This window comes from Aeromonas salmonicida subsp. salmonicida (assembly GCF_001643305.1).
Lineage (GTDB): Bacteria > Pseudomonadota > Gammaproteobacteria > Enterobacterales > Aeromonadaceae > Aeromonas > Aeromonas salmonicida.
Genome location: NZ_LSGW01000083.1, coordinates 22334 through 36789, shown reverse-complemented (window position 1 = coordinate 36789; position 14456 = coordinate 22334). Strand labels below are relative to the sequence as shown.

16 protein-coding genes and 1 pseudogene are annotated in these 14456 nt (G+C 57.1%); 16 read left to right on the top strand and 1 reads right to left on the bottom strand.

Features of this window, described 5'->3' with window-relative positions; translation table 11 throughout:
* Positions 1 to 29 precede the first annotated feature (29 nt).
* Positions 30 to 974, top strand: coding sequence for a 23S rRNA pseudouridine(955/2504/2580) synthase RluC (gene rluC / locus AXW79_RS15370; RefSeq protein WP_005311488.1), 945 nt, complete (start codon positions 30 to 32; stop codon positions 972 to 974).
* The gene (locus tag AXW79_RS15365; RefSeq protein WP_005311489.1) at positions 974 to 1621 is read left to right on the top strand and encodes an HAD family hydrolase; all 648 of its coding nucleotides are present in this window, start codon (positions 974 to 976) and stop codon (positions 1619 to 1621) included. The genes rluC and AXW79_RS15365 overlap by 1 nt, the downstream gene beginning before the upstream one ends.
* An 87-nt stretch (positions 1622 to 1708) precedes the next feature.
* On the opposite strand, the gene AXW79_RS15360 is transcribed toward AXW79_RS15365, so the two are convergent.
* Positions 1709 to 2290: a Maf family protein gene (locus tag AXW79_RS15360; protein ID WP_005311490.1), complete on the bottom strand. Its 582-nt coding sequence runs from the start codon at positions 2288 to 2290 to the stop codon at positions 1709 to 1711.
* A 303-nt stretch (positions 2291 to 2593) separates the two neighbouring features.
* Between AXW79_RS15360 and yceD the strand changes: the two genes are divergently transcribed.
* The 14 genes and pseudogenes from yceD (at position 2594) to AXW79_RS15290 (ending at position 14321) form a co-directional block, all read left to right on the top strand.
* The gene (gene yceD / locus AXW79_RS15355) at positions 2594 to 3115 is read left to right on the top strand and encodes a 23S rRNA accumulation protein YceD (RefSeq protein ID WP_005311491.1); all 522 of its coding nucleotides are present in this window, start codon (positions 2594 to 2596) and stop codon (positions 3113 to 3115) included.
* Between the two features lie 19 nt (positions 3116 to 3134).
* Entirely contained in the window at positions 3135 to 3302 is a 168-nt protein-coding gene (rpmF, locus tag AXW79_RS15350; protein WP_005311492.1) for a 50S ribosomal protein L32, read from the top strand.
* A gap of 9 nt (positions 3303 to 3311) precedes the next feature.
* Entirely contained in the window at positions 3312 to 4331 is a 1020-nt protein-coding gene (plsX, locus tag AXW79_RS15345; RefSeq protein ID WP_011898705.1) for a phosphate acyltransferase PlsX, read from the top strand.
* Between the two features lie 7 nt (positions 4332 to 4338).
* The gene (locus tag AXW79_RS15340) at positions 4339 to 5298 is read left to right on the top strand and encodes a beta-ketoacyl-ACP synthase III (RefSeq protein ID WP_005311496.1); all 960 of its coding nucleotides are present in this window, start codon (positions 4339 to 4341) and stop codon (positions 5296 to 5298) included.
* A 72-nt stretch (positions 5299 to 5370) separates the two neighbouring features.
* A complete protein-coding gene (gene fabD / locus AXW79_RS15335) occupies positions 5371 to 6297 on the top strand; it encodes an ACP S-malonyltransferase (RefSeq protein WP_005311498.1) in 927 nt (308 codons plus the stop codon).
* Between the two features lie 13 nt (positions 6298 to 6310).
* Complete coding sequence (fabG, locus tag AXW79_RS15330) at positions 6311 to 7045, top strand: 3-oxoacyl-ACP reductase FabG (RefSeq protein ID WP_005311499.1); 735 nt, start codon at positions 6311 to 6313, stop codon at positions 7043 to 7045.
* A 157-nt stretch (positions 7046 to 7202) separates the two neighbouring features.
* On the top strand, positions 7203 to 7439 hold the full coding sequence (acpP, locus tag AXW79_RS15325; RefSeq protein WP_005300909.1) for an acyl carrier protein: 237 nt from the start codon (positions 7203 to 7205) through the stop codon (positions 7437 to 7439).
* A gap of 82 nt (positions 7440 to 7521) precedes the next feature.
* Positions 7522 to 8763 (top strand): beta-ketoacyl-ACP synthase II, encoded by a 1242-nt coding sequence (gene fabF, locus AXW79_RS15320; protein WP_005311501.1) that lies wholly within the window; start codon positions 7522 to 7524, stop codon positions 8761 to 8763.
* Positions 8764 to 8778: 15 nt separating this feature from the next.
* Entirely contained in the window at positions 8779 to 9639 is an 861-nt protein-coding gene (pabC, locus tag AXW79_RS15315; RefSeq protein ID WP_011898702.1) for an aminodeoxychorismate lyase, read from the top strand.
* On the top strand, positions 9629 to 10630 hold the full coding sequence (gene mltG, locus AXW79_RS15310; protein WP_005311505.1) for an endolytic transglycosylase MltG: 1002 nt from the start codon (positions 9629 to 9631) through the stop codon (positions 10628 to 10630). The genes pabC and mltG overlap by 11 nt, the downstream gene beginning before the upstream one ends.
* Positions 10630 to 11271 carry a dTMP kinase gene (gene tmk, locus AXW79_RS15305; protein ID WP_005311507.1) on the top strand — a complete coding sequence of 214 codons (642 nt, stop codon included), beginning with the start codon at positions 10630 to 10632 and terminating at the stop codon, positions 11269 to 11271. The genes mltG and tmk overlap by 1 nt, the downstream gene beginning before the upstream one ends.
* Complete coding sequence (holB, locus tag AXW79_RS15300; RefSeq protein ID WP_005311509.1) at positions 11256 to 12203, top strand: DNA polymerase III subunit delta'; 948 nt, start codon at positions 11256 to 11258, stop codon at positions 12201 to 12203. Before tmk ends, holB begins: the two co-directional genes overlap by 16 nt.
* 25 nt (positions 12204 to 12228) lie before the next feature.
* The gene (locus tag AXW79_RS15295) at positions 12229 to 13008 is read left to right on the top strand and encodes a TatD family hydrolase (RefSeq protein ID WP_005311511.1); all 780 of its coding nucleotides are present in this window, start codon (positions 12229 to 12231) and stop codon (positions 13006 to 13008) included.
* A 376-nt stretch (positions 13009 to 13384) separates the two neighbouring features.
* Positions 13385 to 14321 (top strand): annotated as a pseudogene (locus tag AXW79_RS15290) (site-specific integrase).
* Positions 14322 to 14456 lie beyond the last annotated feature (135 nt).

The following is a 14456-nucleotide window of genomic DNA, read 5'->3' as shown; positions in this document are numbered from 1 at the left end:
GGGGCGCCGGCAGTGTTAAAATCCGCGCCATGACACAGATACAACAACAAGTGCAGCTGCTCACCATCGAAGCTGAGCATGAAGGGCAGCGCATCGACAATTTTCTCAAGACTCAGCTAAAGGGCGTCCCCAAGAGCCTGATTTATCGCATCCTTCGAAAAGGGGAAGTGCGCGTCAACAAAAAGCGCATCAAACCGGAATACAAACTCTGCCCGGGCGACGAGGTACGGGTTCCTCCCGTGCGGGTTGCCGAGAAAAACGAACTGCCCTCGGCCAACCTCGGCAGCATCCAGCGTCTGGAGAGCCAGATCCTGTTTGAAGACGACGCCATGATAGTGCTCAACAAACCGTCCGGCATGGCCGTGCACGGCGGCAGTGGTCTGAGTTTTGGCGTCATAGAGGGACTGCGAGCCCTGCGCCCGGACGCCCGCTTCCTGGAGCTGGTGCATCGGCTGGATCGTGACACCTCTGGCGTGCTGCTGGTTGCCAAGAAGCGCAGTGCGCTGCGCAGCCTCCATGAGCAGTTGCGGGTCAAAACCATGCGCAAGCAGTATCTGGCATTGGTGCGCGGCCAGTGGCAGCCCCACGTCAAGGTAGTCAATGCGCCGCTGCGCAAGAATGATCTGCAATCCGGTGAACGGGTAGTGCGGGTCAGCAGTGATGGCAAGCCATCCGAAACCCGTTTCCGCATCGCCCGTCAATTTGCCGAGGCGACCCTAGTCGAGTGCAGCCCGATTACGGGGCGTACCCACCAGATCCGGGTCCATACCCAGCATGCAGGTCATCCCATTGCCTGTGATGACAAGTATGGGGAAGCTGCCTTTGACGAGAAAATGCGCAGCCAAGGGCTGAAACGGCTATTTTTGCACGCTTGGAAGCTGACATTCACTCATCCGGTTGATGGCCGCGAGGTGCTGATCGAGGCACCGCTCGCGCCTGAGCTCGACAATTTCCTCAACAAGCTGGCACGCTGATGAAGGCTATCCGACTCGCCATTTTCGACTGGGACGGTACCCTGATGGACTCGGTGGGGCGGATTGTTGCCTGCGTCGCGGGGGCGGCGCGCGATTGCGGCGAGCCGGTGCCCACTAAGGTGCAGACACATCAGATAATAGGGCTCAGCCTGGAGGTCGGCATTCCACTGCTGTTTGAACTGGCGCCGGGTGGCGAGCGGGCCAACGCCCTGATCGCCCGCTATCGTCATCACTATCTGCATGACGGTACACCGAGTCCGTTGTTTGCCGGGGCGAGTGCGCTGCTGCATCACTGGCACGGGCAGGGAATTGCATTGGCGGTGGCGACGGGCAAGTCTCGCCGCGGCTTTGATCGGGTGCTGGATGATACTGGCCTGCGGCCGCTGTTTGCTGCCACCCGTGGCGCGGACGAGGCCAACTCCAAACCCGCTCCTCTGATGTTGACGCAAATTCTGGATGAGCTGGGCTTTGCTCCCCATCAGGCAGTGATGATCGGTGACTCCATCCACGACATGACGATGGCAGAAGCGCTCGCCATGCCGCGGATCGGCGTAAGCTGGGGTGTGCACGACAAGAAGCGCTTGCAGACACATGATCCGCTTGCGGTCGTCGATACCATGGACGAGTTGAAGCTGCTGCTGGGTTAGTCTTGCCATATGCCAGTTGAATAGATGACGAAACGGGAGCCTTGGCTCCCGTTTTTCGTTTGGCTCGTCGTGGATAGACTATTCCCGTCAGGGCAGGGCGAGGCCGTGGCGTTCCAGCAGCTCGATCAGACCGATCAGGGGCAGGCCGATCAGGGCGTTGGGATCGCGCCCCTCCAGCCCTTTGAACAGCATTATCCCCATACCTTCACATTTGAAACTGCCCGCGCAATCAAGGGGCATCTCCGCTGCCACGTAGCGGCGAATGGCGGTCTCATCCAGAGTGCGGAAGTGCACAGTGAAGGGCTCCACCAGCTGTTCTGCTTTGCCGCTGGCGGCATCCAGTACGCACAGGCCGGTATAAAAGGTAATGCTGCGGCCCCGTGCGGCCATCAGCTGTGCCACCGTCTTCTCCACAGTGCCTGGCTTGCCCAGGATCTGACCGTCGCAGACACACACCTGATCGGACCCTATGATCAGTCCCTGATCACGCCGGTTGGCAATGGCATTCGCCTTGGCATAGGCCAGCCGCGCCACCAGCGTCTCGGCAGATTCGCCGGGCAGGGGAGATTCATCCACCTCGGGTGCCGCACATTCAAAGGGAAGGCCGAGTTTTTCCAACAGGGTTTTACGATAGCGGGACGTGGAGGCGAGGATAAGCTGTGTTGGCATTGTGTTGTGATGTCCTGATTTGATGCAGTCAGGTGCCGATGGTATCGCCACGCCGTGAGCCGGGCAAATCTCCGATGAGGTTTCCATGCTGGACCGGCAATGATGCGGATGGCACTTGGGTTGTCATTCTGAGTGAGCAGTAAATCCGGACAGGATCCTGTGTAGGATCCTGCTGTTTATGGCATAATCAGCCACCGATGAGAACAAGTCCCGGCATCTCAGGGACTTGTATGGTTAAAATCATCGGCGGTAAGGACTTTTTCCTTTGACTATCAGTTGTTGGACCTATAATATTCGCGCCCTATGCAAAAGGTGAAGTTGCCCGTTAAGGTTGATCCAGTCCGTAATGCCTTGAAGCTGCTCGACTATGTCGGGATAGTGGAAAAGTCGCAGATGCCCAGGCTGGAGGAATCAACCGCAGGCTTGCAGAGTGATGTTGATGTATCACTGCACTTTGGCAAAGATGTCCAGAAGTTGACCGTTATGAAAGGCACTGCCCATGCCAAGGTTGACCTGGTTTGCCAGCGTTGTGGAGAGACATTCGAGCACCTTTGTGAAGCTGATTTTATCTACACTCCGCTGTTTGAAAAAACAAACGAGGAAGAACTGCCGGAAGCTTATGAGCCCATTGAGTTGGACGAAAACGGCGAGATAGATCTTCATCAAGTTCTGGAGGATGAACTCATCCTCTCGTTGCCTCAGGTGGCAATGCATCCAATGGATGCTTGCCCTCGCGGTAACATGGACATGACTTGGGGTGATATCGAACCTGCTGATGAGCGGCCGAATCCCTTCGCAGTTCTTGAAGAGCTTAAACGTAAGTGAATCTAGGAGTTAGCCTACAATGGCCGTACAACAGAACCGTAAAACCCGTGCCAAGCGTGGCATGCGTCGTTCACACGATGCGCTGACCAGTGCAGCTCTGACTGTTGATCAGACCAGTGGTGAAATCCATCGTCGTCACCATGTGACTGCCGATGGTTTCTACCGCGGTAAAAAGGTAATCGCTTAAGGATTGCCTTTGTCTACGCAAACTGTCGCGCTAGACATAATGGGGGGAGATATTGGCCCCTCGGAAACAGTGCCTGCCGTTGTGCAGGCACTGTCTCTTTTGCCCCAGCTAAAACTCATTCTGGTTGGTGATCAACACCAGACCACTGCCTTATTGCAGCAACATGGCTTGCTGACTCATCCTCGCGTTCGTTTCGTACATGCATCCCAAGTGGTTGGCATGGGCGACAAGCCGATCGTGGCGCTGAGAACTTTGAAAGACTCCTCCATGCGGGTTGTGCTCAATCTGGTGAAAGCCGGTGAGGCCGATGCCTGCGTCAGTGCCGGTAATACCGGTGCCCTGATGGCCATGGCCAAGTGTGTGCTCAAATCCTTGCCCGGTGTCGACAGACCTGCGCTCATCAAGGCGCTGCCGACCTTGAGTGGCAAGCGTACCGTGATGCTGGATCTCGGCGCCAATGTCAGCTGCGATGCCGACACCCTGTTGCAGTTCGCTGTGATGGGGTCGGTGGTGGCCGAAAAGGTTGAAGGCATTGCGTCGCCCCGGGTTGCCTTGCTCAACGTGGGGGAGGAGGAGATAAAGGGCAATGACCTGGTGCGTCACAGCGCAGAGTTGCTCCGTCAGTGCAGCGCACTCAATTTCGTTGGCTTTGTCGAGGGTGATCGCATCTTCAGCGGCGAGTGTGATGTTATTGTCTGCGATGGTTTTGTTGGCAATGTCGCCCTCAAAACGGCGGAAGGGGTAGTGCGGATGATGGCCCAGCTGGCCGGATATCCCCGCAAAAAACGCAGTTTTCTTGGCCGACTCGCCGGATTTATGTTCAAACGACGTTTTTCTTACCTGAACCCCGACCAGTATAACGGTGCAAGTCTGTTAGGATTGCGCGGCATTGTGGTAAAAAGCCATGGGCGAGCCGAACGGCACGCTCTGTGTAATGCGATCCTGCTGGCCGCACAAGAGGCCAAGCATCAACTTCCATTGCAAATAGCAGATCGCCTTGAATCTGTCTTTTCCGACAGGGATCTATAAGAACTCTATGCATAGCAAAATTCTGGGTACTGGCAGTTATCTGCCGAGTTCAGTGCGTACCAACGCCGATCTCGAGCAAATGGTTGAAACCAGTGATGAGTGGATCGTGGAACGTACCGGGATCCGTGAACGCCGTATTGCCGGTGCCGACGAAACTGTCGCCACCCTGTCTCACCAGGCCGCCCTGCGCGCCTTGGAAGCCGCGGGTCTGACCGCTGTCGATCTCGACATGATAGTGCTGGCGACCACCAGCGCCGAAAACGCCTTCCCGGCTGCCGCCTGCGAGCTGCAGGGATTGCTCGGTGTACCAGGCATTCCTGCATTTGACGTGGCAGCCGCCTGCGCCGGTTTCACCTATGCGCTCTCCATTGCCGATCAGTTCGTCAAGTCCGGGGCCGCCCGCCATGTGCTGGTTGTTGGCGCCGATGTGCTGTCCCGCATGTGTGACCCGCAAGATCGTGGCACCATCATACTGTTTGGTGACGGGGCAGGGGCTGTGATTGTTGGCGCAAACGAGACGCCTGGGATCCTGTCAACGCACCTCCATGCAGATGGCCGTTATGGCGATCTGCTCAAGTTGCCGCACCCTCGTCGCGGCATGCCGGGCACCGAGCTCGAAGCCTACATGTATATGAAGGGCAACGATGTGTTCAAGGTGGCGGTGACGCGGTTGAGCGAGATCGTGACCGAGACGCTGGCAGCCGCTGGCATAGCGCCGAGCGAACTCGACTGGCTGGTACCGCACCAGGCCAACTTCCGCATCATCAGCGCGACCGCCAAGAAGCTCGGCATGAGCCTCGATAAAGTGGTGCTGACCCTCGACAAACACGGCAACACCTCTGCTGCCTCCGTGCCCATTGCCTTCGATGAAGGGGTGCGTGACGGCCGGATCAAACCGGGCCAGTTGGTACTGCTGGAGGCCTTCGGCGGTGGTTTCGCCTGGGGTTCGGCGCTGATCCGCCTCTGATCTTTAGCGGGATGGCGCCAAGGCATCATCCCGTGACCGATTTCGTTTTGTCTTACCTTAAAGGAATCAATGATGACCCAATTTGCCATTGCCTTCCCGGGACAAGGCTCCCAAGCCGTTGGCATGCTGGCCGAGCAACACGCCGTGATCAAGGAAACCTTCGCCGAGGCGAGCCAGGTGCTGGGTTATGACCTGTTTGCCTTGGTCATGGATGGTCCGGTTGAAGATCTGAACAAAACTTGGCGCACCCAGCCCGCGTTGCTGACGGCCTCCGTCGCCCTGTGGCGTCTGTGGCAACAGCAGGGTGGGGCGACCCCCGCCATGATGGCCGGCCACAGTCTGGGTGAGTACTCAGCACTGGTGTGCAGCGGCGCGCTGGATTTCGCCGATGCGGTCAAACTGGTTGAACTGCGTGGTTTGGCCATGCAGGAAGCCGTACCGGAAGGGACCGGTGCCATGGCGGCCATCATAGGTCTGGATAATGAAGCCATCGCCGCCAACTGCGAAAAAGCGGCGCAAGGTCAGGTGGTCTCTCCGGTCAACTTCAACTCCCCGGGCCAGGTGGTGATCGCCGGTCACAAGGAAGCGGTTGAGCGCGCCAACGCACTGATGAAAGAGTCTGGCGCCAAGCGGGCATTGCCGCTGCCGGTCTCGGTGCCATCCCACTGTGCACTGATGAAACCTGCCGCAGAAAAACTGGCGGCTGCGCTGGACGGGATCGAGATCAAGGTTCCAACCATCGCAGTCATCAATAATGTCGACGTATCCTGTGAACAGGATCCGGCCGCCATCAAGCAAGCGCTGGTGCGTCAGCTGTTCAGTCCGGTCCGTTGGACCGAGACGGTGGAGCGGATGGCCAATGAAGGTGTCACCCTCGAGATCGAGATGGGGCCGGGCAAGGTATTGACCGGGCTGGCCAAGCGCATCGACAAGCGCGTGGAAGGTATCCATACCAACGATGTAGCCTCTTTCGAGCTGGCGCTGGCCCAGTCCAAGTAAACAGGAGCAGATAATGAGTTTTACCAATAAGGTTGTGTTGGTGACCGGTGCCAGTCGTGGTATCGGCCGTGCGATTGCCGAGACATTTGCGGCCCGTGGCGCAAAAGTCGTCGGCACAGCGACCAGCGACAGCGGCGCAGAGGCTATCAGCGCCTATCTGGGTGAGCAGGGTTATGGCATGGCACTGAACGTGACCAGTCCTGAATCCATCGAGACTGTTTTCGCGGCCATCAAGGCGCGTTTCGGCGACATCGATATCCTGATCAACAATGCCGGCATCACCCGCGACAACCTGTTGATGCGTATGAAAGATGACGAGTGGAATGAAATCATCGACACCAACCTGACTTCCCTCTATCGTCTGAGCAAGCCAGTATTGCGCGCCATGATGAAGAAGCGTCATGGCCGGATTATCAGCATCGGCTCCGTGGTCGGAACCATGGGCAATGCAGGCCAGGTCAACTATGCAGCCGCCAAGGCGGGTCTGGTTGGCTTTACCAAATCGTTGGCTCGGGAAGTGGCATCCCGTGGTATTACAGTGAATGCGGTTGCGCCCGGTTTTATCGAGACCGACATGACCCGGGCACTGAATGACGAACAACGTGCCGGCATCATGAATCAGGTGCCAGCAGCCCGTTTGGGTGATCCAAAAGAAATTGCCGCAGCTGTGGTATTCTTGGCGTCGGATGATGCCGCCTATATCACTGGCGAAACCCTGCATGTTAACGGCGGGATGTACATGGTGTAATCAATTTGTCGTGAGATCTGTTCAAATTTGCGATAGTACGCCGAAGTTTGGCGAATTTCGTGGTTTGACCAGAGGCAAGCTACTTGCAAACTGACGTTAATTGAATAAACTACCCCAACCAGACGCAATAGCGTATTTTTAAAGGAAAATTCAGGTCATGAGCAACATCGAAGAACGCGTAAAGAAAATCATCATCGAACAACTGGGTGTTAAAGAGGAAGACGTCAAGAACGCTGCCTCCTTCGTCGACGACCTGGGCGCTGACTCTTTGGATACCGTTGAACTGGTAATGGCGCTGGAAGAAGAATTCGATACCGAAATTCCTGATGAAGAAGCCGAAAAGATCACTACTGTTCAAGCGGCTATCGATTACATCACCGCTAATCAGGAATAAGTTCCTGTTCTGAAAGAAGCGGCCCAAGGGCCGCTTCTTTTATGTTTACTCCCTTTCAAAATACCTCTCGGAGACTACCTCAGTGTCAAAACGCAGAGTCGTGGTGACCGGCTTGGGGATGCTTTCCCCGGTGGGCAACACTGCCGAATCCAGCTGGCAAGCCCTGCTCAACGGGCAGAGCGGCATTTCTCCTATCGAACATTTTGATGCCAGCGAGTTTGCGACCCGTTTCGCAGGCCAGGTCAAAGAGTTTTATCCCGAACAGTACGGTATCAACCGCAAAGAAGCCCGCAAGATGGATCTCTTCATCCAGTACGGCGTGGCGGCGGGGATCCAGGCGCTCGATGATGCGGGTCTGGTTGTCAATGAAGACAATGCAGAGCGGGTCGGTGTGGCCATAGGTTCCGGTATCGGCGGTCTGGGTCTGATTGAACAGAACCATACCAGCCTGATCAACGGTGGCCCGCGCAAGCTGAGCCCTTTCTTCGTGCCTTCCACCATCATCAATATGGTGTCCGGTCATCTCTCCATCATGAAGGGACTGCAAGGCCCCAATATAGCGGTGACTACTGCTTGTACCACAGGCACCCATGCCATCGGCATGGCTGGCCGCATGATCGCCTACGGTGATGCGGACGTGATGGTAGCCGGCGGTACCGAAAAGGCTTCTACCCCCATGGGAATGGGCGGTTTTGCGGCGGCCAAGGCACTCTCTACCCGCAACGACGAGCCCCAGAAGGCGAGTCGCCCGTGGGACAAGGATCGCGACGGTTTTGTGCTGGGTGACGGCGCCGGTGTGCTGGTACTGGAAGAGTATGAACACGCCAAGGCCCGTGGTGCCAAGATCTATGCCGAGCTGGTTGGCTTTGGCATGAGTGGCGATGCTTATCATATGACGGCACCTCCCTCTGACGGCAGCGGTGGTGCGCGCGCCATGAAAAATGCCATCAAGGATGCCGGTATCGCTCCCGAGCAGATTGGTTACATCAACGCCCACGGCACCTCTACCCCCTTGGGTGATGTGGCCGAGCTGCGCGGCATGAAGCAGGTGTTTGGCGAGCATGCCAGCGCCCTGATGATCAGCTCCACCAAGTCCATGACCGGCCATCTGCTGGGTGCGGCGGGTGCTATCGAAGCCATCATCACAGTGCTGGCGCTGCGTGATCAGGTGGCACCACCCACCATCAATCTGGATAATCCGGATGAAGAGTGCGATCTGGATCTGGTGCCCCACGTAGCCAAACCTGGTCACTTTGAGTATGCCTTGTCCAACTCGTTCGGTTTTGGCGGCACCAATGGCTCACTGATCTTCAAACGCGTATAATTCGCCCCAGGGCGGATGACTCGGGCCCGATACTGCCGGTATCGGGCCTTTTTTATCGGAGGGATCCTTTTGCTTATCAATGGAATGCAGACAGATGCTGTGTCCGCCAGGGATCGTGGGCTGGCCTATGGGGATGGTCATTTCACCACCATGCTGGTCAGAAACGGGCAGGTTGTCTGGTGGCCTGCCCATCTGGCACGGCTGCAGCAGGCCAGCGCCAGACTCGGATTTACCGAGATGGACTGGTCAACCTTGACCCGCGAGGTGGCGCAATTGGCTGCCGGCCAGACGCAGGCTGTCGCCAAGGTGATGCTGACCCGGGGAACTGGCGGGCGCGGTTATGACGGCAGTGCCTGCGAGGCGCCAACCCGTATCGTCTCCCTTGCCGATTACCCGAGCCATTATCAGGGTTGGCAGCAAAACGGCATTCCCCTGCTGGTTTGCCAGCAACGGCTCGGCGACGCCCCCATGCTGGCGGGACTCAAGACCCTGAACCGGCTGGAACAGGTTTTGCTGAAAAGCGAACTTGCGACGCGTTCGGGAGTCGAAGGTATAGTCTTGAACAGTCGGGGATTTCTGGTAGAAGGTGTCAGTGCCAATCTGTTTTGGCGCCGTGGCAAGACGGTGTTTACACCGGATCTTTCCCACTGCGGTATTGATGGCATCATGCGGCGCCATGTGATGGCGATGCTAAAACAGATGAGTATTGAACTGCGTGTCGTGGAGGCTCCGCTGGAGTCACTGTGGCAGGCCGAAGAGGTATGGCTGACCAATACCCTGATGGGCATAGTGCCGGTGACCGGCATTGGGGATACTCAGTATCCGAGCCCGGTATTGATCCGCCGTTTACAGGAGCGTTTGGTCATTGAAGTTTAATCGGCTTTACACCCTGCTCGCGGGCGCGGCGCTGACAGTTGCCGTGGCCGTGGGCTATGTATATCACAAGTGGCAGCAGGTGGAGACGCTCACCAACAAGGGGCCGACCCGCCTCTTTACCGTCGAGAAAGGGGCCCATGCGGCGCGCCTGATCGCCGAGCTGGGGGAGGGGGAAACCAGTCCCTGGGCCGTGCGGCTTTGGCTACGCGGTCACCCCGAACTGGTTGCCATCAAATCCGGTACCTACGAGATCAAGGAAGGGGCGCCACTTAAAGAGACCCTTTCTCTGTTTGCATCGGGCAAGGAGTTTCACTTCAGCCTCACCTTCGTCGAGGGGTCCCGTTTTGAGGACTGGCTGAAGCAGCTCTCCGGCGCGCCCTATCTGGAGCGGCTGACCGTGGAGCAATCTGAAGCCGATCTGGCTCACGAGCTTGGCATCGACAATGGCAAGCTGGAGGGCTGGTTCCTGCCGGAGACCTACGCCTACACCACCCATGCCAGCGACATCTCCATACTGCGTCGCGCTTATCAGGACATGAAAGCCTTCCTGCAACAGAGCTGGGACAAGCGCCAGGCCAATCTGCCCTACAAGACCCCTTATGAAGCGCTGATCATGGCTTCCATCATCGAAAAAGAGACGGGCCAGCCAGATGAGCGGGCGCAGATCGCCTCCGTGTTCGTCAACCGCTTGCGTCTAGGCATGAAGCTGCAGACAGATCCTACCGTCATCTACGGGGTCAAGGATCGTTACGATGGCAATATCCGCCGCAGCGATCTGACGGACGTGAATCCGTACAACACCTATGTGATCGATGGACTGCCGCCTACGCCCATCGCCATGCCCGGCAAGGCTTCCATCGAAGCGGCCCTCAACCCCAAGTCGACCGACTATCTCTATTTCGTCGCCAAAGGGGGCGGTGCCCACTATTTCTCCAAGACCCTCGATGAACACAATCGGGCGGTTCGCGAATACATATTGAAGAAACCCTAATGTCTAAATTTATCGTGATTGAAGGACTGGAAGGGGCAGGGAAGAGCTCCGCGGTACGTTATGTTACCGATTATCTGCAACGCCACGGCATCGACCAGATCGAATGCACCCGTGAGCCTGGGGGAACCCCGCTGGCCGAGCGGATGCGCGCCATCGTCAAGGAGGTGCACGACGAGCGCCTTACCATCGAAGCCGAGCTGTTGCTGATGTATGCCTCCCGGGTGCAGCTGGTCGAGACCCGGATCAAGCCGGCTCTGGCTGAGGGTCGCTGGGTGGTGGGGGATCGCCACGATCTCTCCTCCCAGGCCTATCAGGGCGGCGGGCGTGGCATCGATGCTGGGCTCATCGGCGCCATCAAGCAGGCAGTGCTCGGTGACTTCAAACCGGATTTCACCCTCTATCTCGATATCGATCCTGCCCTTGGTTTGCAGCGAGCCCGTCATCGTGGCGAGCTGGACAGGATCGAACTGGAGCAGCTCAGCTTCTTCGAGCGCACTCGCAGCCGTTATCTCGAACTGGCCGCCAAGGATGATTCCATCCGGGTGATCGATGCCGGACAAACTCCGGATCAGGTCAAAACGGCCATCGAGGCCGCACTGGACCACTACTTGTCGAACGAGCACGTATGCATCCCTGGCTGATCCCGGATTGGCATGCCCTGAGTCAGACGGCCGAGGCCGGTCGGCTGGGCCACGCCTGGTTGTTGCTCGGGGATCCCGGTCTTGGCAAGGAGCAGCTTGCAGAACGATTGGCGCGTTTGCACCTCTGCCAGCAACCGGATCGGGGAGAACCCTGTGGCCAGTGCCACTCGTGCCAGCTGTTTGACAAAGGACATCACCCGGATCTTGGTACCGTTACAGTCGACAGCAAGACCATAGGGGTCGAGGCCATTCGCGAGATCTGTGCTCGTCTGCAGAACTCGGCCCAGCTCGGCCGAGGCAAAGTGGTGATCATCCCGGATGCGGAGCGCATGACGGAATCCGCCGCCAACGCCTTGCTGAAAACATTGGAAGAGCCGGCCGGCGACAGTCTCTTGCTGCTGATTGCCTCCCAGGTTTCCCGTCTGTTGCCCACTATCCTGAGCCGCTGTCACAAGCACGTCTGCCAGTTGCCGACGGAAGGGGAGACAGTGCGCTGGCTGGCCGAGCAGGGTCACCAGGCCACATTGGCTCAGGTGCGGATCTGCCAGGGGGCTCCACTGCGGGTGCTGCGTTACATCGAAGAGCAGCAGGATGGCAAACGCCGGGAGTTGCTGGAGAGTTTCGTCTCCCTGTCACTGACCCCGACTCGGGCCACCCATGTCTGCAGCCAGCTGGCGGATGAAACTCAGGTCAGGCTGCACTGGTTGCAGCTGTTTTTGTGCGATGCACTCAAGACTCAGGCCGGCTGTGGTCATCATCAGCTGGCGATGCCGGATCTGGCGGCCCTCAGCCAGCAGTTGGCCGAGGGCAACTCCAGCGAAAAGTTGCTGGAGGCGGAGCAGCAGCTCGTGGCGCTCAAGGCCGCCTGCCAACCTGGCCAGCTCTCCAATTCCACCATTCATCTGATGAACTGGCTCAGCCGCTGGTTATAAATCTGACAAGACGCAAAGGTTCTTTATGTTACTCGTTGATTCCCATTGCCACCTCGATCGCCTCAGCTATGGCAGCAAGCAGACCGACATGGCCGACGTGTTGGCCAAGGCTGCGCAGCAGGACGTGGGATACTTTCTTTGTGTGAGCGTGACTCAGTCACAGTTCCCGACCATGTTGGCGGCGATCGCCCCTTATCCCCAGGTGTTTGCTTCCTGTGGTGTGCATCCGCTCAATCAGGAACCCGGTGTCGATGCCGAGCTGTTGCTGGCGCAGGCCAACGATGAAAGAGTGGTGGCCATCGGGGAAACCGGGCTCGACTACTTCTATTCGCCGGAAAACAAGGAGGTGCAGCAAGCCTCCTTCCGCGAACATATCCGGGTCGCTCGTGCCTTGAACAAGCCGCTGATCATTCACACCCGTGATGCCCAGCAAGATACCCTGCAGATCATGCGTGAAGAGGGGGCGGACCAGGTGGGCGGTGTGTTGCACTGTTTCACCGAATCCCTGGAGATGGCCCAGGCCGCGATGGAGATGGGTTTTTATATTTCCATTTCCGGCATAGCGACCTTCAAGAATGCATCCGCACTGCAAGCCGTGGTCAAGGCGTTGCCGCTTGAACGCTTGCTGGTTGAAACAGACTCTCCCTATCTAGCCCCTGTGCCTCATAGGGGGAGAGAGAATGAACCTGCCTTTGTGCGAGATGTTGCCCAGTTTATTGCCGACCTTCGTCAGATGCCACTGACCGAGTTGGCAGAGGTGACCAGCCGAAACTTCTTTGAACTGTTCAAGTTGGCAAAAAAATAAACGACTAGGCCCCGGATAAAGGGGCCTCTTTATTTAAAATCATCCGCACACTTCCCCTCGTTATGACTGCCCATGCCACTTATTATCTCTCACAGCTCATTGAATGTCAGCGCGATGACATCGTTGATAAACTGGTTCATTACAGATGATGTTGCTGCAGATGAACATCGAGGTTCAGGGGGTTTAATAAGCGGTTCTATAAGTATCGATAATATTCATTATCGATACTTGATGTATATGAAGGATCCTGTAAGATCCTCCCAAACCCCACATTGAATCATAGACTTACGTGGCTTACCCAACCGTCTCACCCCCTGTTTATCAGTCATTGCAGACTGTGTTCGATCCTCAGCTCAATAGTCGGGCGAGACGCTTCTTGCGCAGTGCCAAAGCGGTTTCCACCCTCAATGCCTATCAGGCTGATACCCGTATTTTCGTATTCTGGTGCCAGCTCCACGGGCTTGACCCGCTGCAAACCACTCATCACGACATCATGAATTTTCTGGCGGATCAGGCCGATGGCATATTGGCGGACTGGGTGTGGCTGGATAAAGAGGAAGGGAAAGGGGAGCTGCGCAACGGTGAACCACGTAAACCTGCGACCCTGGTCAGGCGACTGGCCGGGATCCGCTACGCCTTCAAGCAGAAAGGCATTCATCCCATGCCGACCGAGCATGCTGAAATCAAGGAGATGATGCGTGGCATAGTGCGTCTTGGTGATAACCGCAAGCGCAAGACCGGGGCTCTGACCCTGCAACCGCTGGGCAGGGTACTCGATGAAATCGACACCTCCAACCTGGCCGGTTTACGGGATCACACCCTGCTGCTGTTGATGTTCAGTGGTGCCTTGCGCCGCTCGGAGGCGGCCAGAATCGAGGTAAGCGACCTCGATTTTGTGGGGCAGGGGATCCGGCTTCGCCTCAAGCCGAGCAAACATCAGCTCCATGAAACCGAGATAGCGCTCATTCCTGGCAAGCAGTATTGCCCCGTATCGGCGCTGCACACCTGGCTTAAAAAAAGCCGGATCGGTGAGGGCGCGCTGTTTCGTCGCATGAACCGCTGGGGTCAGCTTATGTCGGAACCTCTCGGCCCTCAGGGGATAAACCTGATGATCAAGCGGCGCACCGGCCATCGACGATCTTTATGTCAGTGGCCACAGCCTGCGACGGGGATTCATCACCTCGGCCGTCACCGCCGGCAAGCCCATGAACAAGATCATTGAGGTGACTCGCCACAAGGACATGCGTACCCTGCAGGAGTATTTCGACGATGCCCACAAGTTCTCCGATCACGCTCTAGATGGCTTGTTGTGACACTCCGCGTCACTGCATTTTTTATGTTAAATTATATCTTGTTGATCTGATGATATATTTATCGCGCTTTGCCAAAGTGCCTGATGGGAGGGGAAAGCCTTCTTGTTCAGGCAACAATGCACCACAGGTTAGAGA

Excerpts from the sequence above, each read along its gene's own strand:
- fabD (WP_005311498.1), top strand. The coding sequence starts at position 5,371 with ATGACCCAATTTGCCATTGCCTTCCCGGGACAAGGCTCCCAAGCCGTT.
- AXW79_RS15365 (WP_005311489.1), top strand. The coding sequence starts at position 974 with ATGAAGGCTATCCGACTCGCCATTTTCGACTGGGACGGTACCCTGATG.
- acpP (WP_005300909.1), top strand. The coding sequence starts at position 7,203 with ATGAGCAACATCGAAGAACGCGTAAAGAAAATCATCATCGAACAACTG.
- AXW79_RS15340 (WP_005311496.1), top strand. The coding sequence starts at position 4,339 with ATGCATAGCAAAATTCTGGGTACTGGCAGTTATCTGCCGAGTTCAGTG.
- rpmF (WP_005311492.1), top strand. The coding sequence starts at position 3,135 with ATGGCCGTACAACAGAACCGTAAAACCCGTGCCAAGCGTGGCATGCGT.
- fabG (WP_005311499.1), top strand. The coding sequence starts at position 6,311 with ATGAGTTTTACCAATAAGGTTGTGTTGGTGACCGGTGCCAGTCGTGGT.
- holB (WP_005311509.1), top strand. The coding sequence starts at position 11,256 with ATGCATCCCTGGCTGATCCCGGATTGGCATGCCCTGAGTCAGACGGCC.
- rluC (WP_005311488.1), top strand. The coding sequence starts at position 30 with ATGACACAGATACAACAACAAGTGCAGCTGCTCACCATCGAAGCTGAG.
- yceD (WP_005311491.1), top strand. The coding sequence starts at position 2,594 with ATGCAAAAGGTGAAGTTGCCCGTTAAGGTTGATCCAGTCCGTAATGCC.
- AXW79_RS15360 (WP_005311490.1), bottom strand. The coding sequence starts at position 2,290 with ATGCCAACACAGCTTATCCTCGCCTCCACGTCCCGCTATCGTAAAACC.
- tmk (WP_005311507.1), top strand. The coding sequence starts at position 10,630 with ATGTCTAAATTTATCGTGATTGAAGGACTGGAAGGGGCAGGGAAGAGC.
- AXW79_RS15295 (WP_005311511.1), top strand. The coding sequence starts at position 12,229 with ATGTTACTCGTTGATTCCCATTGCCACCTCGATCGCCTCAGCTATGGC.
- pabC (WP_011898702.1), top strand. The coding sequence starts at position 8,779 with ATGACTCGGGCCCGATACTGCCGGTATCGGGCCTTTTTTATCGGAGGG.